This window comes from Vreelandella lionensis (assembly GCF_002087295.1).
In the GTDB taxonomy this organism is placed as follows: Bacteria; Pseudomonadota; Gammaproteobacteria; order Pseudomonadales; family Halomonadaceae; genus Vreelandella; species Vreelandella lionensis.
In genome coordinates this window covers 37,523-62,033 of sequence record NZ_MWVI01000100.1, presented here as the reverse complement: position 1 = coordinate 62,033, position 24,511 = coordinate 37,523, and the positions used below count along the sequence as shown (strand labels likewise).

The 24,511-nt window shown below is 56.5% G+C and carries 15 protein-coding genes and 7 pseudogenes; 9 read left to right on the top strand and 13 right to left on the bottom strand.

What is annotated here, in order from left to right; genetic code table 11:
* Window positions 1-92: 92 nt before the first annotated feature.
* The 9 genes and pseudogenes from B4967_RS17345 to B4967_RS17310 form a co-directional block, all read right to left on the bottom strand.
* Complete coding sequence (locus B4967_RS17345; RefSeq protein WP_083026592.1) at window positions 93-1,691, bottom strand: isocitrate lyase; 1,599 nt, start codon at window positions 1,689-1,691, stop codon at window positions 93-95.
* Between the two features lie 381 nt (window positions 1,692-2,072).
* A complete protein-coding gene (locus B4967_RS17340; protein WP_083026591.1) occupies window positions 2,073-2,495 on the bottom strand; it encodes a GNAT family N-acetyltransferase in 423 nt (140 codons plus the stop codon).
* A 3-nt stretch (window positions 2,496-2,498) separates the two neighbouring features.
* Window positions 2,499-3,679: pseudogene (locus B4967_RS17335) on the bottom strand (JmjC domain-containing protein).
* Between the two features lie 50 nt (window positions 3,680-3,729).
* Window positions 3,730-5,114 (bottom strand): annotated as a pseudogene (gene purB, locus B4967_RS17330) (adenylosuccinate lyase).
* A 55-nt stretch (window positions 5,115-5,169) separates the two neighbouring features.
* Window positions 5,170-5,808 (bottom strand): high frequency lysogenization protein HflD, encoded by a 639-nt coding sequence (gene hflD / locus B4967_RS17325; RefSeq protein ID WP_083026589.1) that lies wholly within the window; start codon window positions 5,806-5,808, stop codon window positions 5,170-5,172.
* A pseudogene (mnmA, locus tag B4967_RS17320) lies at window positions 5,805-6,963 on the bottom strand (tRNA 2-thiouridine(34) synthase MnmA). Before mnmA ends, hflD begins: the two are co-directional and overlap by 4 nt.
* Before the next feature lie 73 nt (window positions 6,964-7,036).
* Window positions 7,037-7,273, bottom strand: coding sequence for an NUDIX hydrolase (locus tag B4967_RS21130; protein WP_340638804.1), 237 nt, complete (start codon window positions 7,271-7,273; stop codon window positions 7,037-7,039).
* Window positions 7,274-7,279: 6 nt separating this feature from the next.
* On the bottom strand, window positions 7,280-7,501 hold the full coding sequence (locus B4967_RS21125) for an NUDIX domain-containing protein (RefSeq protein WP_340638803.1): 222 nt from the start codon (window positions 7,499-7,501) through the stop codon (window positions 7,280-7,282).
* Entirely contained in the window at window positions 7,498-8,205 is a 708-nt protein-coding gene (locus B4967_RS17310) for a pseudouridine synthase (protein WP_083026587.1), read from the bottom strand. The genes B4967_RS21125 and B4967_RS17310 overlap by 4 nt, the downstream gene beginning before the upstream one ends.
* Window positions 8,206-8,243: 38 nt before the next feature.
* Here B4967_RS17310 and B4967_RS20565 point away from each other — a divergent pair, with 38 nt between their 5' ends.
* The 4 genes and pseudogenes from B4967_RS20565 (at window position 8,244) to clpA (ending at window position 13,843) form a co-directional block, all read left to right on the top strand.
* Complete coding sequence (locus B4967_RS20565; RefSeq protein WP_266100062.1) at window positions 8,244-8,366, top strand: hypothetical protein; 123 nt, start codon at window positions 8,244-8,246, stop codon at window positions 8,364-8,366.
* 153 nt (window positions 8,367-8,519) lie between these two features.
* Window positions 8,520-10,753, top strand: a pseudogene (locus tag B4967_RS17305) (NADP-dependent isocitrate dehydrogenase).
* Window positions 10,754-11,103: 350 nt separating this feature from the next.
* A complete protein-coding gene (clpS, locus tag B4967_RS17300; RefSeq protein ID WP_083026654.1) occupies window positions 11,104-11,412 on the top strand; it encodes an ATP-dependent Clp protease adapter ClpS in 309 nt (102 codons plus the stop codon).
* A 154-nt stretch (window positions 11,413-11,566) separates the two neighbouring features.
* Window positions 11,567-13,843 (top strand): annotated as a pseudogene (gene clpA, locus B4967_RS17295) (ATP-dependent Clp protease ATP-binding subunit ClpA).
* A gap of 176 nt (window positions 13,844-14,019) precedes the next feature.
* Here the strand turns inward: clpA and infA are convergent.
* The 3 genes and pseudogenes from infA to aat all read right to left on the bottom strand — a co-directional run bounded on the left by infA (window position 14,020) and on the right by aat (window position 15,890).
* On the bottom strand, window positions 14,020-14,238 hold the full coding sequence (gene infA / locus B4967_RS17290; protein ID WP_007111068.1) for a translation initiation factor IF-1: 219 nt from the start codon (window positions 14,236-14,238) through the stop codon (window positions 14,020-14,022).
* Between the two features lie 138 nt (window positions 14,239-14,376).
* Entirely contained in the window at window positions 14,377-15,111 is a 735-nt protein-coding gene (locus B4967_RS17285) for an arginyltransferase (RefSeq protein WP_044627798.1), read from the bottom strand.
* A gap of 30 nt (window positions 15,112-15,141) precedes the next feature.
* Window positions 15,142-15,890: pseudogene (gene aat / locus B4967_RS17280) on the bottom strand (leucyl/phenylalanyl-tRNA--protein transferase).
* A gap of 117 nt (window positions 15,891-16,007) precedes the next feature.
* On the opposite strand from aat, the gene B4967_RS17275 reads away from it, so the two are divergent.
* Window positions 16,008-19,235 (top strand): DNA translocase FtsK, encoded by a 3,228-nt coding sequence (locus B4967_RS17275; RefSeq protein ID WP_083026585.1) that lies wholly within the window; start codon window positions 16,008-16,010, stop codon window positions 19,233-19,235.
* A 148-nt stretch (window positions 19,236-19,383) separates the two neighbouring features.
* The gene (lolA, locus tag B4967_RS17270; protein ID WP_083026584.1) at window positions 19,384-20,040 is read left to right on the top strand and encodes an outer membrane lipoprotein periplasmic chaperone LolA; all 657 of its coding nucleotides are present in this window, start codon (window positions 19,384-19,386) and stop codon (window positions 20,038-20,040) included.
* A gap of 46 nt (window positions 20,041-20,086) precedes the next feature.
* On the opposite strand, the gene B4967_RS17265 is transcribed toward lolA, so the two are convergent.
* Window positions 20,087-21,412 (bottom strand): replication-associated recombination protein A, encoded by a 1,326-nt coding sequence (locus B4967_RS17265; RefSeq protein WP_083026582.1) that lies wholly within the window; start codon window positions 21,410-21,412, stop codon window positions 20,087-20,089.
* Between the two features lie 238 nt (window positions 21,413-21,650).
* Here B4967_RS17265 and B4967_RS17260 point away from each other — a divergent pair, with 238 nt between their 5' ends.
* The 3 genes and pseudogenes from B4967_RS17260 to trmA all read left to right on the top strand — a co-directional run bounded on the left by B4967_RS17260 (window position 21,651) and on the right by trmA (window position 24,343).
* Window positions 21,651-22,196 (top strand): hemerythrin domain-containing protein, encoded by a 546-nt coding sequence (locus B4967_RS17260; protein WP_083026580.1) that lies wholly within the window; start codon window positions 21,651-21,653, stop codon window positions 22,194-22,196.
* A gap of 165 nt (window positions 22,197-22,361) precedes the next feature.
* Window positions 22,362-23,159: a glutamate racemase gene (gene murI / locus B4967_RS17255; RefSeq protein ID WP_083026578.1), complete on the top strand. Its 798-nt coding sequence runs from the start codon at window positions 22,362-22,364 to the stop codon at window positions 23,157-23,159.
* A gap of 57 nt (window positions 23,160-23,216) precedes the next feature.
* Window positions 23,217-24,343, top strand: a pseudogene (trmA, locus tag B4967_RS17250) (tRNA (uridine(54)-C5)-methyltransferase TrmA).
* Window positions 24,344-24,511 lie beyond the last annotated feature (168 nt).

Genomic DNA, 24,511 nt, shown 5'->3' with positions numbered 1-24,511 from the left:
TTTGCACGCGTTTGGGTTAATTGCAAAGTATTAAACGGAAGGCAAAAAAACAGGAGGCCGAAGCCTCCTGGAGGTATTGCGAGTAAGGTTGATTAACCGAACTGATTCATGGTGTTGTCTTTGCCGCCCGCTTTCAGCGCTGCGTCGCCATGGAAGAACTCTTTATGATCGTCACCGATGTTAGAACCTGCCATGTCCTGGTGCTTAACAGTGGCGATACCTTGGCGGATCTCTTGACGCTGCACACCTTCCACATAGGCCAGCATACCTTCGTCGCCAAAGTAGCCCTTAGCCAGGTTGTCGGTAGAGAGCGCTGCGGTGTGGTACGTGGGCAGTGTAATCAGGTGGTGGAAGATACCTGCTTCGCGAGAGCTGTCGCGCTGGAAGTTACGCGTCCACTCGTCGGCCAATTGACCAAGTTCGGTGTTGTCATACTCCACGCTCATCAGCTTGTCGCGCTGGTAAGCCGAGACATCCTTACCTTCTTTCTCCCAGGCATCAAATACCTGCTGGCGGAAGTTCAAAGTCCAGTTGAAGGAAGGCGAGTTGTTGTACACCAGCTTGGCATCCGGCACTACTTCGCGGATGCGGTTTACCATGCTGGCAATTTGGCCAACATGGGGCTTCTCAGTTTCGATCCATAGTAGGTCGGCACCGTTTTGCAGGCTGGTGATACAGTCCAGTATCACGCGGTCTTCGCCTGTCCCGGGTTTGAACTGATAGAGCCCAGAAGCAAGGCGCTTGGGCTTCACCAGCTTGCCGTTTTGCTTGATCACCACGTCGCCGTTATTGATATCGTCGGCGTTCTCAATGACATCGCCATCCAGGAAGCTGTTGTACTGGTCGCCCAGGTCACCCGGCTCGTTGGTGACGGCGATCTTCTGGGTCAGGCCAGCGCCCAGAGAGTCGGTGCGGGCTACAATCACGCCATCTTCTACGCCTAGCTCTAGAAAGGCGTAACGCACGGCGTTGATCTTCGCGAGGAAGTCTTCATGGGGAACGGTGACTTTACCGTCTTGGTGGCCACACTGCTTCTCATCCGATACTTGGTTTTCAAGCTGGATACAGCAAGCACCTGCTTGAATGAATTTTTTGGCCAGCAGATAGGTGGCTTCAGCGTTACCAAAGCCAGCGTCGATGTCGGCAATAATCGGCACGATGTGGGTTTCGTAGTTGTCGATTTTACTGGTCAGCTCTTGCTCTTTAGCGCTATCACCTGCGGCTTTAGCGTCATCCAAGGCGCGGAACAGGTGGTTAAGCTCCCAGGCATCCGCTTGCTTCAAGAAGGTATAGAGCTCTTCGATCAGGTGCGCGACCGAGGTTTTCTCATGCATGGATTGGTCGGGCAGCGGGCCGAACTCGGAGCGCAGTGCGGCCACCATCCAGCCGGAAAGGTAGAGGTAACGGCGCTTGGTGGTGCCGAAGTGCTTTTTAATAGAGATCAGCTTCTGTTGGCCGATAAAGCCGTGCCAGCAGCCCAGAGATTGCGTGTACTGTGAGGTGTCGGCATCGTAGGCGGCCATGTCGTCACGCATAATCTTGGCCGTGTAGCGGGCAATGTCCAAGCCAGTGTGGAAACGGTTCTGAGCACGCATGCGGGCGGCGTATTCAGGTTTGATCGCTGACCACTTGCCGCCTTGAGCTTCGCGCAGTTGGGCCATGGCTTTGATATCGTCGAGCAGTCCTGACATGAGCTGTTTCCTCCGGGGTTATCGTCGTTCGCACGTTAGCTTATTCTTATGCTGCACCTGCGAGATAGATTCCAGCATTGTTCAATTTCGCGGCGCTGTCTCTACGCCAATCGTCTCTAAGTAAAACGTCGCGGCTTGGCGCTTCGCTTCACACAGCGTCAATGTCTCCGAAGAGGTGCTCACTAACGCTGCAGTGCAATAACTATCAACTAGGCGAGGATAATCAACAATTGTCACTTGGGGGCACACGGCGTTGTAGTCCGACGACAGCGACTACGCCAAACGCCCTGTTTGTGTAGTCGTTTTTCGTCATAGGAATAAACATTGGCATAAAAAAAGCGCCACACAGGGTGGCGCTTTGGCAGGGCAGGCAAAGGCAGGCTACAGGGCGAGCTCCATCTCACGATGGGGAATCCCCGCATCCATAAACACATCGCCATGGGCAACAAACCCCAGGCGTTCATAGAAAGCGAGGGCATGTAACTGGGCGCTAAGCGCTGCATGAGGGTGGCCGGCCTCGCGGGCGGCTTTAATGGCCGCCTCCATTAGCTGGTAGCCAATGCCCGTGCCTCGGGCGCTGCTAAGTACCGCAACGCGGCCAATGTGGCCATCGGGCAGCAGTCGCGCGGTGCCTACCGGCTCGCCATTGAGAGTGGCTAAAAAGTGCATGCACTCCGTATCGCGGCCATCCCACTCTTCCTCTTGAGGAACTTGCTGCTCGTCGATAAAGACGATTCGGCGAATCAGCGAGGCTGGCTCACCCAGTAATGCCCAACTACCACTTTTTACCGTTACCGCTTCCACGCCTTACTCCTCGTCGTCGCCTTCGCCCATAAAACCAAGGCTGCCGCTGTTGATGAGCTGTGTAATCAGCGCTTTAGCGCCGTCAATTTCCAGCACCTCTTCGTACATCGGCGTTGGGTCAGCGAGGCGTTTTGCCAGAGTCTCTGAGCAGGTATGCCCGTCGCCATCGACAAATAGCGTGGTGCCTGACGCATCGCTGCGCCATGCAAAGCGAGAACCCGGCATATGGAACAGTGGCTCACCGTCTTGTAGTTGAGCAACAAGGTCGGCTTCGCTCATCGGCTCCTCAAGGGCCACGACTTGATCGATATATTTTGGCTGGGTCATCACTCGGCCAAACCACTGGGCAACCTGTTCAGGGTTATCCAGGGTGGAGAGAATAAACTGGCGCATACGCTCAACAGCGGCATCGTCGAGCTCGCCTAACTCTTCAGCCGCTGTCATTCCCGCGTCGCTGTAGCGATAGGAGTCCGAGACCTGCTCGCCAATGTAATCGGCGTAAGAAGTGATCGCTTCGTCCGCAGAGGGCGCCCGGAAACCCACCGAAATCGTCATGCAGTCGTCGGTTTGGCTAACACCGTGATGTGCCCAGCCGGGGGGGAGGTAGAGCATGTCGCCGGTGCCAGCGTCCAGTCGGAATCTGCTTCAATCTCGAAAGACTCCAGAATGCGCAGGTCAATGCCCTGAATAATGGCGGCGTTATCCGGCTGCTTGCCCCCTAGCTGCCAACGACGGTGCCCGCTGGCTTGCAGCAGAAACACATCGTACTGATCAATATGGGGGCCTACGCTTCCGCCAGGAGGCGCATAGCTCACCATGATGTCGTCTAACCGCCAGCTGGGCAGGAAATCAAACTCTTCCATCAGCGCAGCGATAGAGGGCACATAGTGATCCACCGCTTGAACGAGCAGGCTCCAGTGGCCTTCTTGAAGGCGCTCGAAGGTGGCGTTATCAAACGGCCCATGGGAGACCTGCCAAGGGCCATCAGGGCCGTTCTCTTCCGCTAGCCGAGCCTCTACTCCAGGCTCGCAGGCAAGCCCGGCCAGCTCATCGGGGTCGATAGGGCTGACGAAATCAGGGATAGCGCCACGAATCAGCAGTGGCTTCTGCTGCCAATAGTTGGCCAAGAAGTCTGCAGGCGTTAAATCGCCTAGCAGGGTGAGTGGCTTATCGTGATGACTCATGGCGTTATCCTAGTTCAAGTGAGCGCTACGTCAGTGTCGTAGAGCGTCGTTTAGAGTGCAGCAAGCCGCTGGTTGAGTGCTTCGGCCTGGGCCTTCGCATTACCAATATAGCTGGCGGGCGAGAGTGCCTTCAGCTCATTTTTGACCGTCTCGGGCAGCTCAAGAGTATCAATAAAGGCGGCAAAGCCCGCTTGATCAATACGCTTGCCGCGAGTAAGTTCTTTGAGCTTCTCGTAGGGCTTTTCAATGCCGTAGCGACGCATCACGGTTTGGATCGGCTCGGCAAGTAATTTCCAGCTGTTATCCAGGTCTTCTTCCAGGCGCGATGGATTAGCTTCTAATTTGCTGATGCCTTTTAGGCTTGCATGGTAGCCAATCAGACCATAGGCAAGCCAACGCCTAGGTTACGCAGTACGGTGGAGTCGGTCAGGTCGCGCTGCCAGCGGGAGATCGGCAGCTTTTGCGCTAAGTGGCTCATCACCGCGTTGGCGAGGCCCAGGTTGCCTTCTGAGTTTTCAAAGTCAATCGGGTTGACCTTGTGCGGCATGGTGGAAGAGCCAATTTCGCCTTCTACGGTGCGCTGCTTGAAGTAGCCCAGGGAGATGTAGCCCCATACGTCGCGGTCAAAGTCGATCAGAATCGTGTTGTAGCGGCAGATCGCATCGAACAGTTCGGCAATGTAGTCGTGGGGTTCGATTTGCGTGGTGTAGGGGTTAAAGCTTAATCCCAGGCCTTCAACGAAGGTGCGCGCGTTGGCTTCCCAGTCGATATCCGGGTAGGTGGTCAGGTGAGCATTGTAGTTGCCTACCGCTCCGTTGATTTTGCCCAGAATCTCCACGCTTTCGATCTGCTTGAGCTGGCGCTTGAGGCGATACGCCACGTTGGCCATCTCTTTACCCAGCGTGGTGGGGCTGGCGGTTTGGCCATGGGTGCGTGCCAGCATCGGCTGGCCTGCATGGGCAATCGCCAGCTTGGCAATCTCATCGGCGACCTCATGCATCGTCGGCAGCATGGCTTTCAGGCCATCTGCCAGCATCACGCCGTAAGAGAGGTTGTTGATGTCTTCACTGGTGCAGGCGAAGTGGATAAATTCGGTAACGGCGTTTAGCTCTGCTTGGCCTGCAATCTTCTCTTTTAGGAAGTACTCCACCGCTTTAACGTCGTGGTTGGTGGTGCGCTCAATCTCTTTGATGCGCTCCGCGTCATCGACTGAGAAGTCACGAATAAGCTGCTCTAGAAACGCGGTGGCTTTCGCGGAAAGCGGCGGGACTTCGACAATCTGGCCGTGCTCAGCAAGGCGCTGCAGCCAGCGCACTTCCACAATCACGCGCGCACGGATCAGGCCGAATTCGCTGAAGTGTTCACGTAGCGCGGCGGCTTTGGCGCCGTAGCGGCCGTCAACGGGAGAAAGGGCGGTCAGAGCAGAGAGTTGCATGGCTTGGTTTCCAGAGTGGTCAAGGACGGAGGTCGAAAGTAAGGTATCTTGGCGGCTAGCTAAAGTTATCCAGCGCTCGGCGTAGCGCCTTGCGTTGAAACACCAGCTTCCAGCGGCGGCCGCCCTGCTGATGCCACAACAGCGCAAAGCGAATACCGGCCATTAAGCAAGCGCGTACCCGTTCCGGCATCATGCGGGTTTGCAGTAGCGAGGGGTCGCCCTGCACCACAATGCGCGTTTTAAACGTCGAAATGGTCTCTTGGTAAGTTTCACCAAGGCTGGCAATGACGTTTTCGTGGGTAGTGCCAAAGTGGTCTGCTTGCCCTTGAACATGGGACAGCTTTTGGCCTAACACGTCCATCATTTGGCGGTCGGTGCGCAGCTTATTCATTAGCAGCAGCAGGGAAAAGCCGTAGCGCAATACCACCGGGTTGGCCTGCTTACGGCCGACGAGCGCTTCCAGCGTATCCGGCCCGCGGCGTAGGTTGTTCGGATGGCCGCCGTAGATGGCTTCAAAACTTTCCGGGTTGGTGTCTACCGTCGCGTTGATCAGCGTTTCCCACGCGCGTGTATCAACTTGTCCCGTACGGGCGAGTTCATCGACGAGGCTTGCTGCTTGAAAGACCGCCGCCAGGGCGAGGGCTTGGCGGGCGGCGGGGGTGTCGGGCGCGCGGTGAATAGGGGTTGCGCTCATGCAGCGGTCTCCGAGGCATTCCAGGTGGCGCGAATAACGCCGCCGCCTAAGCAGATGTCGTTATCGTAAAGCACCAGCGACTGGCCGGGCGTGACCGACCACTGCGGGTCGTCAAAAATAACCTCAACGCTGCCATCGGCCTGGGCGACAATTTCGCAGGGGCAGTCGCTTTGGCGGTAGCGGGTTTTGGCGGTAAAGCGGCCTTGCTGAACCGGCGGCTTTTCAGCGACCCAAGTCCATCGCCTCGGTGGCGAGTGCATTGGTGTAAAGCAGCGAATGATGCTTGCCTTGCACCACGATCAGCACGTTGCGCTCGAGATCTTTTGCCGCCACGCACCAGGGGTCTTCGGAGTAGTTGGCCAAACCGCCAATACCTAACCCTTGACGCTGCCCCAGGGTGTAATACATCAAGCCCATGTGCTGGCCAATTTCATCGCCTTCAGGGGTCTCGATGGTGCCCGGCTGGGCGGGCAGGTACTGCTGCAAGAAGTCGCGGAAACGACGCTCACCGATAAAGCAGATGCCTGTGGAGTCCTTTTTCTTCGCGGTGATGAGGTCGTGCTGCTCTGCCAGGGCACGTACTTCGGGTTTTTCAAGCTCGCCGACCGGGAACAGCGTGCGAGCAATGGCGGCTTCCGGTACGGCGTGCAGGAAGTAGCTTTGGTCTTTATTGCCATCCAAGCCTTTCAGCAGGCGCGGTAGGCCATCGCGAATGCCCTGGCGCACATAGTGGCCGGTGGCAATTTTGTTCGCACCGAGCATCTCGGCATACTCTAAGAAGACCTTGAACTTGATCTCCCGGTTACACAGGATGTCAGGGTTGGGCGTACGGCCTGCTTTGTACTCTGCCAAGAAGTGCTCGAACACGTTGTCCCAATACTCGGCGGCGAAGTTAGCCGTGTGCAGCTTGATCCCTAGCTTGGCGCACACCGCTTCGGCATCGGCGAGATCCTCCTTCGCCGTGCAGTACTCGGTGTTGTCGTCCTCATCCCAGTTTTTCATAAACAGGCCCTCGACCTCGTACCCCTGTTGGAGCAGAAGGAGAGCAGAAACGGAGGAGTCGAAGCCGCCGGCCATGCCGACAATCACTTTACCAGTGGCAGCGGTGTGGGTGTCTGACGCGTCCTGGGTGGCTGTGCCATCGGTGGATGTCATTGGCATCCTCAGTTGAAGTGGTGTGCAATTGGGCGGCGATTATACACGATGGGGGCTCGATGCTTCGAGTGCTTCACTCTTGGATCACCGAAAGCGGGAAGTGACGGTGGTTCAGGGCATCGTCAATGCGTTTCAGCACCAGCGGGCTTCTTAACCGCTGCGCGGCCGCGAGTGCGACGATCTCATCGCGTGTTAACCAATGGGTAGCCACAATGGCCGGGTCAATCGCCGTGGTGAGCGGCTGTTCAGGGACGCCGGTAAATCCATGGCTATGAAACGTTTCTCCCTCTGGGGTGTGAAAAACGTACAACCCTAATTAGCCGGTGAGCAATACCTGCCACGCCGTTTCCTCTTGCACCTCGCGCTGTATGGCGGCTACCGGCCCTTCGCCAAGTTCCACATGCCCGGCTGGCTGATTAAAGAGCGTGTGGGCACCACCTTTATCCTCTTCCACCATTAAAAAATGCTCGCCCTGCTGAATTACACAGGCCACCGTGCTGCGAATGGTTGGCCGAACAGTAGGAGAAGGCGTATTCATTTTTTAGGGCCTCTGGATTTGGTGCTTCGTTTGGGGGCTGCTTTTGCGGCACGCGCTTTATTGGTACCTGAGCCTTTTGGTGAGGCGCTTTTCGGCTTGGCGTTTTTTGGCTTAGCCTTTTTTGGCACGGCGCGAGGCTGCTTGGCGTTGCCCGGGCGCGGTGCGTGCAGGGTTTCTTTACGCCATTCTCCAGGTGCCAGGTCGCCAAGCTGCCAGGGGCCAATGGCCGCACGAATCAGGCGCAGGGTAGGAAAGCCTACGTGGGCAGTCATACGGCGCACCTGGCGGTTGCGGCCTTCGCTAATAGTGAGTTCTAGCCAGGTGGTGAGAGGGTGGCGCTTAGGGTCGATCGGCGGGTCACGTTCAGCAATAGCAGGCGGCGCTATACGGCGCGCTTTGGCGGGTAGGGTCGGGCCATCTTTTAACGTAATGCCTGATTTGAGCGCGCGGATGGCTTCATCGGTAATGTGGCCTTCAAGCTGCACCCAATAGGTTTTTGGCTGCTTGTGTTTGGGGGGGGCAATGCGGTGAATAAGGCCCCCGTCATCACTGAGTAGCAGCAGGCCTTCAGAATCAAAATCAAGGCGGCCAGCGGCGTACACCCCTGGGGCGCGAATCACCTCTGCCAAGGTGGCCCTGCCCTGGCTATCGGTAAACTGGGAGAGCATACGGTAGGGTTTGTGCAGTAAATATAAGGTGCTCATCGTCTCACAAGCTGTCTCAAGAACTAGAGGTGGAGGATTTGTCGACAATCGCTCATGCGGTTAAAGTGCAGCGCTGGTATAATCTGGCGCAGCTGTTTGAGATGAACCGTTGGCATCGTGATGACCACCGTTTTCATCTGTCGTCATCGTTACCGCAATAACCACCGAGTGACCAGTAGTGCCACCGACTGACCAAAGGGGCAGCGCATACAGGATGCTCCACCCGCTTCGCGGCATGGCTAATCGTTGAATGAACCGCGTAGCTCAGGATTTTTTATAATCACAGCGACCGAAAAAAAGAGGTTAACGCAAAAATGTCTAAAACGCCGAAGATCATTTATACGCTCACCGATGAAGCTCCTGCGCTCGCTACCTACTCTCTCTTACCCATCATTGATGCCTTTACCGACTCTGCCGGTGTCGAAGTAGAGACCCGCGATATTTCTCTTGCTGCCCGCGTATTAGCACAATTCCCAGATATTCTGAGCGACGAGCAGCGCGTGAGCGATGACCTGGCGGAGCTTGGTCAGCTGGCGAAGACGCCTGAAGCTAACATTATCAAACTACCCAATATCAGCGCCTCGGGCCCGCAGCTAAAAGCAACCAACAAAGAGCTGCAAAGCCAGGGCTACCCGCTGCCTGACTACCCGGAAGAGCCGAAAAACGACGAAGAAGCCTCCGTTAAAGCGCGTTACGACAAAGCCAAGGGCAGTGGGTAAACCCGGTGCTGCGCGAAGGTAACTCCGACCGCCGCGCGCCGAAATCGGTCAAGAACTACGCTCGCAAATACCCGCACCGCATGGGTGAGTGGAGCGCTGACTCTAAGTCCCATGTGGCTCATATGAGCGAAGGCGACTTCTACGGCAGCGAACAGTCGGCGGTGATGGAAAAAGCCGGCACGCTGAAGATTGAGCTGCAGCAAAAAGATGGCACCAACGTGGTGCTAAAAGAGGGCCTTGCGGTACAAGCAGGCGAAGTCATTGACGCCGCCAGCATGAGTAGCCGCCGTCTGCGCAGCTTTATTGACAGCCAAATCAGCGATGCCAAAGAGAGCGGCGTGCTGTTCTCGCTGCACTTGAAAGCCACCATGATGAAGGTCTCCGACCCAATCATGTTCGGTATCGTGGTAGAAGAGTTCTATAAAGAGGTGCTGGAGAAGCACGCTGACGTGCTGAAGAGTGCTGGCTTCAACCCGAACAGCGGTATCGGCGACCTTTACAGCGCTATTGAGAAGCTGCCCAGCGACCAGCAAGAGGCGATCAAAGGCGATGTAGAGGCCCTTTATCAAACTCGCCCGGCCATGGCGATGGTGAACTCCCATAAAGGCATCACCAACCTGCATGTGCCCAGCGACGTGATCATCGATGCCTCTATGCCGGCGATGATTCGTGATTCCGGCAAGATGTGGAACGCGAATGACGAGCTGCAGGATGCGAAGGCTGTTATCCCTGACCGCTGCTACGCCACCATTTATCAGGCGGTGATCGAAGACTGCAAGCAGAACGGCGCGTTCGACCCAACTACCATGGGCAGCGTACCCAACGTGGGCCTGATGGCGCAGAAAGCCGAAGAGTACGGCTCTCATGATAAAACCTTCCAAATGCCTGCTGATGGCACCGTCGTAGTGACCGACGATTCTGGCCAAACGGTGTTCAGCCACCCAGTAGAAGCAGGCGATATCTGGCGTATGTGCCAGACCAAAGATGCCCCGATTCAAGATTGGGTGAAGCTGGCCGTGACTCGCGCTCGCGATAGCGGTGCCCCGGCGCTGTTCTGGCTCGACGCTAACCGCGCCCACGACGCGCAACTGATCAAAAAGGTCGAAACGTACCTGAAAGATCACGACACCGCTGGCCTGGATATTCGTATCCTCGCGCCGGTCGAGGCGATGAAGGTGTCTTTGGAGCGTATCCGTAAAGGCGAAGACACGATCTCTGTCACTGGTAACGTGCTGCGCGATTACCTCACCGACCTGTTCCCGATCATGGAACTGGGCACCAGCGCCAAGATGCTCTCCATCGTACCGCTGATGAACGGTGGTGGCCTGTTTGAAACCGGCGCTGGCGGTTCCGCTCCGAAGCACGTTCAGCAGTTCCTGGAAGAGAACCACCTGCGTTGGGATTCGCTGGGTGAGTTCCTGGCCCTGGCGGCGTCGCTTGAGCACCTGGGCAGCACCTTCGGTAACGCCCGCGCTACGCTGCTAGCCAAAGCACTGGATGAAGCCAACGGCCAATTCCTCGACAGCAACAAGTCCCCGTCGCGTAAAGTGGGCGAGTTGGATAACCGTGGTAGCCACTTCTATCTGGCGCTTTACTGGGCCGAAGCCCTGGCTGCTCAAGACCAAGACGCCGAAATGAAGACGCTGTTCGCCCGCCTGGCCGAAACGCTGAAAGCCAACGAAGCCGCTATCGTGGACGAACTCAACAGCGTTCAGGGGCAGTCGGTGGATATTCAAGGCTATTTCCGCCCGAGCGGCGAGCTGGCCAGCCAAGCCATGCGTCCGAGCAAAACGCTGAACGACGCACTGGCGATGGTTGCCAAGGGCTAATTGCCCCACTCAATCGTAAATTGAGTGCTGCTACACCCCCTGCCTGCTTTGCGGGCAGGGGTTTTTTGTTTGGCCCAGTGTGATAATTTTGAGTTTTTCATGAACCCTTGTTGATGGCGCGCGTCTTATACAGCAGATTATGTGTGTACAACCGAGCCCAGTGTTAACAGCACCTAGTGTTGCCTGAGCTTAGTATTAGCCAAGCATAATGTTGGGCGAGCACAGTGCTGTAATACCTTCGTGTAAGACATCGCCTGTCAGCCGAGAGAAGATGATCCTTGTTGCTTATGCCTAATACAGAAAGCCTATATATGGTGGCCACCTTAAATGCAGGCATGACACGCCCTGGCATGCCTGAGCATGACGATGACCTAGCAGTACAGTCAGCTGAGCCAGCAGTGGCACAGCCGCCGCTGTACAAGGTGGTATTGCATAATGACGACTACACTCCCATGGAGTTTGTTGTCGAAGTGCTGCAAGGCTTTTTTAATATGGATAGCGAAAAAGCCGTGCAGGTGATGTTGGCGGTACACACCCAGGGGAAAGCCACTTGCGGCATTTTTACCCGGGATATTGCTGAAACTAAAAGTTATCAAGTGAATGAGTATGCCCGTGAATGCGAGCACCCGCTAATGAGTGACATCGAAGCTGCTGATTAAGCCTATTTAAAATGAGTAGCGTTGAAAAAAAGTAGCACAGGGGCTTGCAACCACGCCATTTGTACCCGATGTTGAAAGTGCCGGTCGATTAAACTGATCCGACGCAAGCCCTAGGTGGCGATATGCCCTAGGTAGTAGCGAAAAGGGGACTGCCATGCTGAGCAAAGAACTTGAACTGACCCTGAACACGGCCTTCACCGTGGCTCGCTCAAAGCGCCACGAATTCATGACCGTAGAGCACCTGCTTCTGGCGCTGCTAGACAATGCCTCTGCGGTGGATGTGCTGAAGGCGTGTGGGGCAAACCTCGACAAGCTGCGGTCCGATCTGCAGGATTTCATTAACTCGACCACACCGCTGATCCCAGAAGGTCAGGGTGACCGTGAAACGCAGCCAACGCTGGGCTTCCAGCGCGTGCTGCAACGTGCTGTATTCCATGTTCAATCTTCCGGTAAAAGCGAAGTGACTGGCGCTAATGTGCTGGTGGCCATCTTTTCCGAGCAAGAGAGTCAAGCGGTTTACTTCCTTAAACAACAAAGCGTGGCGCGGGTAGACGCGGTGAACTACATCGCCCACGGAATTTCTAAAGTCTCTGGTCATGGCCCGTCGCCATCACCTGCCTCTCAAGAGAGTGACGACGCAGAAGAGGGGAGCGCTGAAGGCGCTGCTCATCCGCTGACCGGCTACGCCACCAACCTCAATGAGCAGGCACGTCAGGGTAAAATCGACCCTCTGATTGGCCGCGACCATGAGCTTGAGCGCGTTGTGCAAATTCTGGCCCGCCGTCGTAAAAATAACCCACTCCTGGTGGGTGAAGCGGGTGTGGGTAAAACCGCTATTGCCGAAGGCTTAGCCAAGCGCATCGTCGAAGAAGACGTGCCGGAAGTCATTGCCGACGCGGTGGTTTACTCACTGGATATGGGCGCACTGCTGGCAGGCACCAAGTACCGAGGCGATTTTGAAAAACGCCTCAAGAGCCTGCTAAGCGAGCTGCGTAAACAGCCCAATGCTGTGCTGTTTATTGATGAGATTCACACCGTGATTGGTGCGGGTGCTGCATCGGGTGGCGTAATGGACGCCTCTAACCTGCTGAAGCCGCTATTGTCATCTGGCGAGCTGCGCTGCATCGGTTCGACGACGTTCCAAGAGTTTCGCGGTATCTTCGAAAAAGATCGTGCGCTGGCGCGTCGTTTCCAAAAAGTCGATGTGCTTGCACCGTCTGTTGAAGACACCATCAAGATCCTCAAAGGGCTTCGCTCGCGCTTTGAAGAGCACCACGAGCTTAAGTACACCGATGGTGCACTAGAAAGTGCTGCTCGCTTGGCGGATCGCTATATCAATGATCGCTTCCTGCCCGATAAGGCGATTGATGTCATTGATGAAGCAGGCGCCCATCAGCGCATGCTGCCACCGGAAGTGCGCACTAACACGATTGATGTGGAGCAGGTAGAAGCGGTAGTGGCCTCTATTGCCCGCATTCCACCGAAGAGCGTGTCGAGCTCGGATCGCAAGCAGCTTGAAAAGCTAGACCGCGATCTGAAAATGCTGGTGTTTGGGCAGGATGAAGCCATTGACTCCCTGTCTGCCGCCATCAAGCTCTCCCGTGCGGGTCTGAAGTCGCCAGACAAACCCGTGGGTAACTTCTTGTTTGCCGGGCCAACCGGGTGGGTAAAACGGAAGTCGCCAAACAGCTTGCGCATATCATGGGCATTGAGCTCGTCCGCTTTGATATGTCTGAGTACATGGAGCGTCACACCGTATCACGCTTGATCGGTGCGCCTCCTGGCTATGTTGGGTATGACCAAGGCGGTCTGTTAACAGAAGCAGTCACCAAGCAGCCGCACTGTGTACTGCTGCTTGACGAGATCGAGAAGGACCACCCGGAAGTCTTTAACCTGCTGCTGCAGGTCATGGATCATGCCCGCCTGACCGATAATAACGGCCGCGAAGCGGACTTCCGTCACGTGATTTTGATTATGACCTCTAACGCAGGGGCAGAGCAGGTATCACGTCGCTCTATTGGCTTCCAGAATCAGGATCACTCTACCGATGCCATGGAAGTGATTCGCCGCACCTTCTCGCCAAGGTTCCGGCAACCGCTTGGACGGCATTATCCAGTTCCATGCGCTGCCCACCACGGTGGTGCGTAACGTTGTCGATAAGTTCCTGATCGAGCTACAGGCACAGCTAGACGAGAAGCGAGTACAGCTAGATGTAGACGACACGGCGCGAGACTGGCTGGCAGAGAAAGGCTACGACCCGGATATGGGCGCAAGGCCAATGGCTCGCCTGATCCAAGAGAAGCTCAAGAAGCCGCTAGCAGAGATGATTCTGTTCGGTGAATTAGCGGAGCACGGTGGGATTGGGCATGTCAGCTTAGAGGAGGGTGAGCTACACCTGACAGCTGCGTCGGAAATGGCAGACGCGCCCTGAGAAGGGCGCTAAGTACCCGCAAGCTCTGACTCAATTACCCGCTAACGCACAGCGCCCTGTCTTCGACGGGGCGTTGTCGTTTTCAGGGAGCGGCGCCGTAATTACGCACTATTCACAGCCAGCCATCCGACGTACACGCGCGAACAGACGTTCATTGCTTGAAGGTGTTTCAAGGCTTAGCGCGAGCGGTAAACAATACGGCCTTTGGAGAGATCGTAAGGCGTCAGCTCTACCTTAACCTTGTCGCCGGTCAGAATGCGGATGTAGTTTTTACGCATTTTGCCAGAGATATGGGCAGTCACAACGTGACCGTTTTCCAGCTCAACCCGGAACATGGTGTTGGGAAGGGTATCAACAATAACGCCTTCCATTTCAATATGATCTTCGCGTGCCATATAGGCAGATCCTCACTTATTTTACATCGTGGTTGGTCGAATGATTGTTTCAATAAGCGTTGGCACAAACCTGCTCGCCTAAGAAACAGCGCTATATTGTGCCGTAAGCCCGCCGTCAAGGCAAAAAAGCTGACCAGTTTAACGAATTATAGGTCGCCAGTGCCGTCCATCCAGCAGTTCAATCGGTGAAAAAGCTTGCTTGTAGCGCATCTTACGACACTCCTCAATCCAGTACCCGAGATAAAGGTGCGGCAGCGCTTTTTCTTGGCAGAGCGCAATCAACTTTAAGATAGCAAAGGTGCCCAGCGAGCGCTTTTCAAGCGACTCATCCACTTTGAAAAACGTATAAATGGCCGAAAGACCATGCTCTAGCTGGTCAAACGCTGCCACGGCCACCAGTTCGCCCTCTAGATACATCTCCAGTAGGTGTGCATAGGGCTCTTCTAGCGTTAAGAAGGTACGGTATTGGTCGCGGCTAGGGGGGTACATATCGCCATCGGCATGACGCTGACGAATATAGTCGGCGTACAGCGCATAGTGGGCCGCATCGAAGCGTGCGGCAATCACCCGGGTCTCAATATCGGCATTGCGTCGCCAAAGTTTGCGCTGGGTGCGGTTGGCGCTAAATTCGTCTACTGGAATGCGTACCGAACGGCAGGCATTGCAACCCTCGCAGTGAGGGCGGTATAAGTGGCGTCCGCTGCGTCGAAAGCCAAGCAGAGACAGTGAGTCGTACACCCCAGGCACCGGCGACTCCTGAGGGTCCAGAAACAGTGTTGTTGCCTCTTTGCCAGGAAGATAGCTGCAGGCATGAGGAACGGTTAGGAAGAAGCGCAAATCCCGCACAGGGCGGCGAGGAGCGTTACTACTCACGGCTTGCCTCCTTGGTGAAAAACGGCGCGGTCACTCTGCTTCAGCGCCTGAAGGTATCGCCGCCAGCCATGGTGAGGCAGGCACGGATGGCGTCTGATGAGCAGGTGGTGATAAGCGAAAAGCCTTTTCTGGCAACCATTGTTCAAGATAGTTGATGAACGTGCTACGGGCGACTGTTGTCGCACCCAGGCTGGCTAAATGCGGCGTGTGCATTTGGCAGTCGATGAGTGCACCACCATGGCGTTGCATGGCGCCTGCCAAGTAGGCCAGCGCAATTTTGGAAGCATCGGGTTGACGTGAAAACATCGACTCACCAAAGAACCCTGGCCCCATGGCCAGCCCATACAGCCCGCCGACCAGCTCGCCGTCACGGTGTACCTCAATGCTGTGGGCGATGCCAAGTTCGTGAAGGCGCTGATAGGCGCGACGCATATCCGGGTTAATCCAAAGGCCCGGTTCATTTTTACGGGGAGCAGCACATGCCTCAACGACCTGGGTGAACTGTTGATCTAGTGTCACGCTAAAACCACCATGTCGCAGCCGTTTAGCTAGACTGCGGCGTCGTTTAAACTGAGCAGGCAGCAGTATCATGCGCGGGTCAGGGCTCCACCATAAAATGGGGACCTCGTCGCTATACCAAGGAAATATCCCTTTCCGGTAAGCGTCTACCAGCCAGGCTGGTGTAAGCTCTCCACCGGCGGCTAGGAGGCCGTTGGGAGACTCTATGCCTGTTCGGTAGATGGAAATGAAGGGTGTGGCGATGAGAGCCAAGGTAGCATCGCTTGCTCCTGTTGCTGATAGCTTCTATAGAAGCGCTGTGACGGCGGAAGGATGCTCGGTATGATGCAAACTCGCCAGTGGATTAAAGACACCGTGTGGTGTAAAGGGAGAATCGCTTGAAAGTAAATAAGGCGGTAGACAAGCGAACGCAGCGACAGTCGCGTCAGTCACCATATAGTTCTAATTCATCGACGCGGGTGAATGCCGCGAAGGATAAGGCGCGCCGATTTGGCTTGCGCCTGCAAGGATCCGCCCGTGAAGGGGTGGTGGTTGTGATGCTGGCGCTCTGCGTCTTTTTGCTATTGGCGCTGTTTAGCTACCATCCAGCCGACCCCGGCTGGTCGTACCAAGGGCCTGAAACCGATGTGCGTAACTGGATGGGCCCGGTTGGTGCATGGCTGGCCGACGTGCTCTATTCACTGCTCGGGGCCAGTGCCCTGTGGTGGCCGGGAATGTTTGGTTACGCCGCTTGGTGGCTGATGCGCTCACGCCAGGTGCGCTTTGAGTTAGACCCCGTCGCTATTGCCGTGCGTGCAGGCGGTTTGGTGTTGCTAATGTTCGGTACGACCATGCTGGGCGCACTGCACTTTTATCATCCAGATAGCATTCTGCCCTATGCCTCAGGCGGTATTTTAGGCGAAGGGCTCGTCGGTACGCTGAAACCGTTGGTGAGTAGCGGTGGTGTGGGCTTGATTGCCGCCGCGCTAATTCTGATTGGCTTCCCGTTGTTCCGCGGCATGTCGTGGTTACAGGTGGCCGATGAAGTTGGACGCAAGCTGTGCCGTATCGGCGGATGGTTTAGCGCTCGCCGTGCTAAAGGTCGCGAAAAGCGTGCTGAGCGCGCTGCCGTGCGTGCGGCTGCTAAAGCGGCGTCTAAAAAAGTGAAGCAGCGCTCCTGGGCAGAGCCTAGCGATACCAGTACGGACGCTGTAGATGAGGAAGAAGAGACGCCAGCCGTCAATGCTGCACCTCGCGCCAGTGAATCGCCTGCGCAGCATGAGCGCCCTGCCGTTAGTGAGCGTTCACCATCAAGTCGTCGCGAGCGGCGTGAGCCAAGCTTCTCAGCACCTGCAGAAGAGACGCAAGAAGAGACATCTACTACGGATACCTCCATTCCTTGGGAGGCAGCCGCTGTACTGAGCGAACGCCATGGAGCGAAGCCGCAAAGCACCTCAGAGCCTCGGACGGCCGCGCCAGAAGCGACTCCGCCAGCGCCTGCCAAGACGCAGGAGCCAGAAGCGCCCAGTGAACCACTAATGTCGTTATCCGCTAAAGAGCCGGAGCCAACGCAACAGCCAGAGTCTGCAGTTGAAAAAGTTCCAGCGCCTAAGCCTGAAACACCCGCGCCAACTGAAACACCCGAGCCGGTGCCTACCCATGAATTGGGTAGCAATAAACCGCTGCGGGTTGAAGATGAGCAGGAGCGTGAGCTCTATGCAGCTTCTGTACCGCTGCGTGCAACGCGCGATGAGCGGGAACCGGAAGCTACTGAGCCATCAGCACCCACCGCGTTTACGAGCCTCCCAGAGCCGGAGTCAGAGCACCCCGAACCAGTAACGCTGCGCAGTGAAGACAGCCAGCCAGCCTACCAAGCCCCCTCCATAGCGGCTGAACCGCGCCGGGAGCGAGTGCCGGAAGTAGTGCCAGAGCCAGTGTGGGATGACGAAGATGACGATGAGTTATCCGTCAGGCCTGTCGCATCTGCTACTGCCAGCTCGCGCCATGAGCCAACCTTCTCTACCGAGCCCGTAGAAGAAGAGACAGATAGCGGCCCCACGCTGTGGACGGTGGAGCATCTGCAGAGCCAGCGCCCAGCGTTTGAAACGCTGTCCGAGCCTGAAGGCGATGTGCCCAGTTTGCAGCTGTTAACGCCCCCAGAGCCGCATCAGCCTAACTATACCGATGAACAGCTGGCGGACATGGCCGAGCTTCTCGAAGTGCGGCTGCGGGAGTACGGTGTCAAAGCGGAAGTCGTTGATACTTGGCCTGGCCCGGTGATTACGCGCTTTGAGATTAAGCCGGCCGCTGGGGTGAAAGTTTCTAAGATCAGCAATTTGGCGAAAGACCTTGCCCGCTCGCTGATGGTGAAAAGCGTTCGCGTAGTAGAGGTCATTCCCGGTCGGCCAACGGTGGGGATCGAAATTCCTAACCCGCACCGCGCGATGATTCGCCTGCGTGAAGTGATCGACTCTGACCGCTATCAGCAGGAGAGCTCACCGCTGACGATGGCGCTGGGCCAAGATATTGGCGGTGGGCCGGTGGTCGCGAACCTAGGCAAAATGCCCCACCTGCTGGTGGCCGGTACGACCGGTTCGGGTAAATCGGTGGGGGTCAACGCGATGCTGATCTCCATGCTGCTCAAGGCTAAACCCGATGAGCTCAAGCTGATCATGGTTGATCCCAAGATGCTGGAGCTATCGGTGTATGACGGTATTCCGCACCTGCTGGCGCCGGTGGTCACAGATATGAAAGAGGCGGCCAACAGCCTGCGCTGGTGCGTGGCGGAAATGGAGCGTCGCTATAAGCTGATGGCGGCGATGGGCGTACGTAATATTGCCGGCTTTAACGCCCGCCTAGACGAAGCCGAGCGTGCCGGTGCCCAGGTGGCCGACCCATTATGGGAGCCGCAGCCCTGGGAGATGCACCAAACGCCGCCGGTGCTGGAGAAGCTGCCCTACATCGTGGTGGTCATCGATGAGTTTGCCGATATGTTTATGATCGTCGGCAAAAAGGTCGAAGAGCTGATCGCACGTCTGGCACAAAAAGCGCGGGCTGCCGGTATTCATCTGATTCTTGCCACCCAGCGTCCATCGGTGGATGTGGTGACTGGTTTGATCAAGGCGAACATTCCTTCGCGAATGGCCTTCCAGGTCTCCTCGCGAATCGATTCGCGTACCATTCTGGATCAAGGTGGGGCAGAGAGCCTGCTGGGACACGGGGATATGCTCTACCTGCCCGCCGGTTCCGGGCCGCCTAACCGGGTTCACGGTGCCTTCGTGGACGACGATGAAGTCCATCGGGTGGTCGATGATTGGAAGCGTCGCGGCGAGCCTGAGTACATTGAGGAGATTCTTTCCGGCGGTGTTTCTGCGGATGCACTGACTGGGCTTGAAGCGGAAGGGAGCGATGGCGACGATGCCGAGCAGGATGCGCTTTACGATGAAGCGGTGCAGTTTGTGACCGAGACCCGTAAGGCCTCGATTTCTGCCGTGCAGCGGCGATTTAAAATTGGCTATAACCGAGCGGCACGCTTAGTTGAAGCCATGGAGGGCGCAGGCGTTGTCTCCTCTATGGGCACCAACGGCGCTCGCGAAGTGATGGCACCGCCACCGGTTGGTCACTAAGCGTGGCCTCACCAATCATGCAATAAGCGTGAAAGTCGCGCCGCAGGCGAAACCCTGCGGCGCTTTTTACGTCTGAGAGGCATACGGAACGTCTTATCGCTCCTTGCCTCGTCCGCTATTCGGCAATGAATGCCTAGGGAGAAAGAACATGCGGGAACCCTCTAACCGTCGCTCACCTGCTTTGGTACTTGCCGCCAGTGCGCTCGGGTTAACCTTTGCTGCACCGATGACAGCGTGGGCCAATGAGGCCGCAGAGCGGCTTACCGAGCGCTTGGATCCTCTGGAAAACTACCACGCGACTTTTGAACAGCAGATTCTGGATGGTGGCGGTGAGCGTCTTCAGAGTGCCCGTGGGGAAATGTGGTTAGCGCGCCCGGGTATGCTGCGTTGGGAAGTTGAAGCTCCGTATTCGCAAACCGTGGTCTCTGATGGTGAAGATGTCTACCTTTACGATCCAGATCTTGAGCAAGTGACCGTGCAAGCGATGGATGACCGTGTTACCCACACGCCCGTGATATTGCTGTCAGGTAGCGCCGATGAGCTAACCGCCAGTTACGATGTGTTTTACGAGCAGCAGGACGGCGATGACGTGTTTACGCTGATTCCTACGCTGGCAGACACGCTATTTGAAGAGTTGAGCATGGTCTTTGAAGGCCAGACCCTGACCGAGCTGTGGATGATGGACAGCACTGGCCAGCGCACCGCCATCACCTTCAGCGACATTACTCGCAATGGCAGCATTGATCGTGGCCTATTTGATTTCCAGATTCCTGAAGGCACCGACGTTATCCGCGAAGAGCTTTAAATCTCTGGCGGTTACTTCACCGTGTTAACGCAGTTTATCAGGCACTTTAGGGTGCCTGATCTGCTTCCTGATCCCGCTGCTCCCGCCACGCCATGATTTCCCCAAACCGCTTCTCCTGGCCAAACGGACTCGGCTCGTAAAAGCGTGTTTTCGGCACGCCTTCCGGCCAACAGTCGTGAGCGCTGCCCGCTGGATAGCCATCCGCTTCGTTATGAGCATATCGGTAGCCCTCGCCATGGCCTAGCTGCTCCATCAGTTTGGTAGGTGCGTTGCGCAGGTAGGTGGGTACTTCCACCTGGGGCTGCTGCTGGACAAACTGCTGGGCGCTTTTCCAGGCCCGGTCAATGCGGTTACTTTTAGGTGCCACTGCCAGATGAATCGCCGCATGGGCAATCGCCCGTTGGCCCTCATAATCGCCCAGGCGCAAATAGGCATCCCAGGCGGCGATGACGAGCGGCAGGGCGCGCGGGTCGGCATTGCCCACGTCTTCCGAGGCAATGGCGGTTAAGCGCCGCACGATATCCAATGGGTCGCCGCCGCCCTGGATAAAGCGCGCCATATACAAAAGTGCGGCATCAGGGCGCGACGATCGGATCGATTTATGGATGGCGGACAGCAGGTCATAGTAAGCATCGCCCTGCTTATCAAACGCGCTGGACTGATGGCCGACTACATCCGCCAGTACCGCTTTGCGTAGCACCTCGCGACCATCTTGCTGTTCGGTAAAATCACAAGCCGTTTCCAGTAGCCCTAAGGCTCTCCGGGCATCCCCCGCGCTAGCGTGGGCGAGGGCTTCCAGTACGCCAGGCTCTATGTCAATTGGTCGCTTGCCCAGGCCGCGCTGGTCATGTGCCAATGCTTGCTGCATCACCTGAATGAGCTCTTGCTGGGTCAGTGGCTTTAGCACATAAACACGCGCGCGTGAGAGCAGCGCTGAGTTCACCTCGAAGGAGGGATTTTCAGTGGTGGCGCCAATCAGCGTTAACAGGCCGGACTCCACATGAGGCAGCAGGGCGTCCTGTTGGCTCTTGTTCAAACGGTGAATCTCATCTAAAAAGAGAAGCGTGGGCGAGGAGCGCTGGCGAGCGCGCTCTACCACCGCACGAATCTCTTTTACGCCAGCCATCACCGCACTTAGGTGCTCAAGATGCGCTTCAGACGCACGTGCTAACAGCTCTGCCAGGGTGGTCTTGCCTACGCCCGGTGGCCCCCACAAGATCATAGAGCGCACTACGCCCGACTCCGCCATGCGGCGCAGCGGTTTGTCCGGCCCCACAAGCGCCTGCTGGCCAATGTAGTCATCAAGCGTCAAAGGGCGCATGCGAAAGGCAAGCGGAGCGTCTTCACCTGGAGTGGCTTCAAAAAGATCCATATAAACTTCCGTTGTAAATCGAGGCGTTGAACAACTAACGCTTAATAAGTGTCTGTGGTAAATAGGGTAACGTCAGACTACCTTGTGGCATAACAATAAGAAGCGCCCGCCAGCGTTAGTAATCTTAGAGGCGCAAGGCAAGGATTAACGCTAGTGTAGTAGAACCCAGCTCATGATCGCGTGCCTAATGCTCCGTAGGGAGAGCGGCAGGCATGACACTTACGAAGGAGACGGCACGATGTTAAACCAACTGCGTCTAGATCATGCCAACATGGCGCGAATGCTCCATGTGCTGCAGCTAAAGCATAAAACCTTGGCCAACGGCGAGCGGCCCGACTTTCAACTGATGCGTGAGGTGGTCGATTACATTTTGTCCTACATGGATGGTTTTGCTACGCCCCTTGAGCGCATCTGCGTTGAACGGCTCAAAACCCAGGCTCCAGAGCACCTCCCGCTGATGGAGCAAATGGCTAACGACTATCGCGAGCTAAAGCCGCGCTTAATGCGTCTGTCCCAAGATATCGATATGATCCTGATGGACAACATCCTGCCCATGGATCGCTTTGCCGAAGATCTCAAAGCGTACCTGGAAGCCCACCGCGGCTATCTGCGTCACGAGCGCGAGGGGCTTTTCCCGCTGATCGATAAGCACTTCAGCGAAGAGGATATGGAAGAGCTACGTCAGGCCCTGCCCGAAGGGGCCGAAAAAGAGCTGGAGCGTCTGCAACTCGCCTACCCAGAGCTTTACGCTGAACTATGCGGTGCGGAAGTTCCAGCACTGTAACTCCTGTCAAATGTGAATCCTTCAGAGCCGAACGGGGCGTGTTAAACTGGCGCCCCGTTTTTATTGGGCGGCTGAAAAGCTGAGTCATTGCGTGGTGGCCGTTGCCAGTAGCGCCACTATTAATGGGGTGGGTTTCAACATAGCGGACTGTGCAGGTGAAGGGTGATGTCAGGGCCTATACTGATTTTTGATTCCGGCGTGGGCGGGCTTTCCGTTGCCCGTGCGCTGCGCCAGCACTATCCACCGGCTGCCCTGTGCTACGCCTGCGACAACGCTTGGCTACCTTACGGCCTTCGCGACGATGCGACCCTCGCTAAGCGGATTGTGATGGTTTGCCAGGCGGCAGTCCAAGCGTGCCAAGCCAGCGTGCTGGTGGTTGCCTGTAATACTGCCAGCACCCTTGCCCTAGAAGGGCTGCGCCAAACGCTCTCAATTCCTGTCATTGGTACCGTGCCCGCGATTAAACCGGCAGCGCTGATGAGCACATCGCGCCATATTGGCCTGTTGGCCACGACGGCTACGGTGAATCGCCCCTATACCCAGGGGCTAATCGACAGCTTTGCCAGCGACTGCGTGGTGACCAAAATAGCGGCAGATGCCCTGGTTACCGAAGCTGAAGCGTGGCTAGCCGGAACGCCGCTCAACGCACCGCGCATTCAGCAAGCGCTAGCGCCGCTATGGCAAGCCACCCAAGAGAGCCCCGCGCTAGATACTGTCGTGCTTGGCTGCACCCACTTTCCGTTGCTGCAACCACTATTAGTCCGCGTGGCACCAGCGCCTATCGCATGGGTAGACTCCGGTGATGCCATTGCCCGCCGGGTGGGGCAGGTGGCCACTACCCTGGTGAGCAGTGCACACGATGGCCGTTGCTTCACCACGGCGCCTGCTCAGGCGCTTACCGATGGCTTCGCCCGCTACGGCTTTCATGAACCACGGCCGCTCGTACTGCCCGGCGCCCGCTAGGCGGCGGTGAATAAACGTCTTTTTTCCTATTTTAATACTTAGTGATGAGGAGCCACCTTGGCGATCCCTACAGTAGATCCAGCACGCTACGACGAACAGGTGGCTGAGAAGCAAGCCTATGTGGGGAGCACGTTTGCAGCGTTTGATACGCCTGCGCTAGAGGTGTACCCCTCGCCGCCCAGCCACTATCGCCAGCGCTGTGAATTTCGCATTTGGCATGAAGAGAATGACCTCTTTTACGCCATGTTCGAGGTCGACCCGGAAAACTCCAAAAACAAACGAGTGATTCGCTTAGATCAGTTTCCGGTGGCCAGCGCCCATATCAACGAGCTCATGCCTAAGCTGCGCGACGCCTTTCTCGCCAGCGACGAGTTGCGCCGTCGTCTATTCCAGGTGGAGTTTTTAACCACGCTCTCGGGGCAAGCGCTGGTCACGTTGATCTACCATCGCCCGCTGGGCGATGCCTGGGAAGCCGAAGCCCGCGCTCTGGAAAAAGCCCTAGATATCATGATCATTGGCCGTTCGCGTAAGCAGCGCCTGGTACTGACCCAGGATCACGTATGGGAGCGGCTCACGGTGGATGGCGCACGCTGCACTACCAGCAGGTAGAGAACAGCTTTACCCAGCCCAACGCGCATATTTGCCAAACCATGCTGAGCTGGGCCAAAGAAGCCACGCAAGGCCGCCAAACAGAAGATCTGGTGGAACTATATTGCGGCAACGGCAACTTTACCATTGCGCTGGCTGAGAACTTCCGCCGCGTGCTGGCCACCGAGATTTCACGTACCTCTGTCGCTAGCGCCAACGTCAACCTTGAAGCCAATGGCGTGACCAATGCCCACGTGGCCCGCATGTCGGCGGAAGAGTTTGCACTGGCACTGAAAGGGGAAAAAGAGGGCCGGCGCGTGGCCGAGATGGCGCTGGACGAGTATGACTTTTCAACCGTTTTAGTAGACCCGCCCAGGGCCGGGCTGGATGAACAAAGCTGCCATCAAATCAGCGAATACGCTCAAATCGTCTATATTTCATGCAACCCGGCCACGCTTGCCGAAAACTTAACGCTACTGACTAAGACTCACGATATTGAGCGTTTTGCGCTATTTGACCAGTGCCCGTTTACCCACCACTGTGAGTGTGGCGTATTGCTGACCCGTCGGCAGCCAGAAGCGCCCTCACAAAGTTGATACGCTGAACTTGTCAATAGTGCTTATGATGCACAAGCGGCATACTCCATGAATAACCTGTCAGATGGTTAGGGTGGCGGTCCTGGGTAGCGTAAGCTAACAGGTAGAGTGGCCTAAAGGCCTATTGTCCTTCGTTTTTTTGGCCTATGTAGTGGCCCCAGGCAGTCG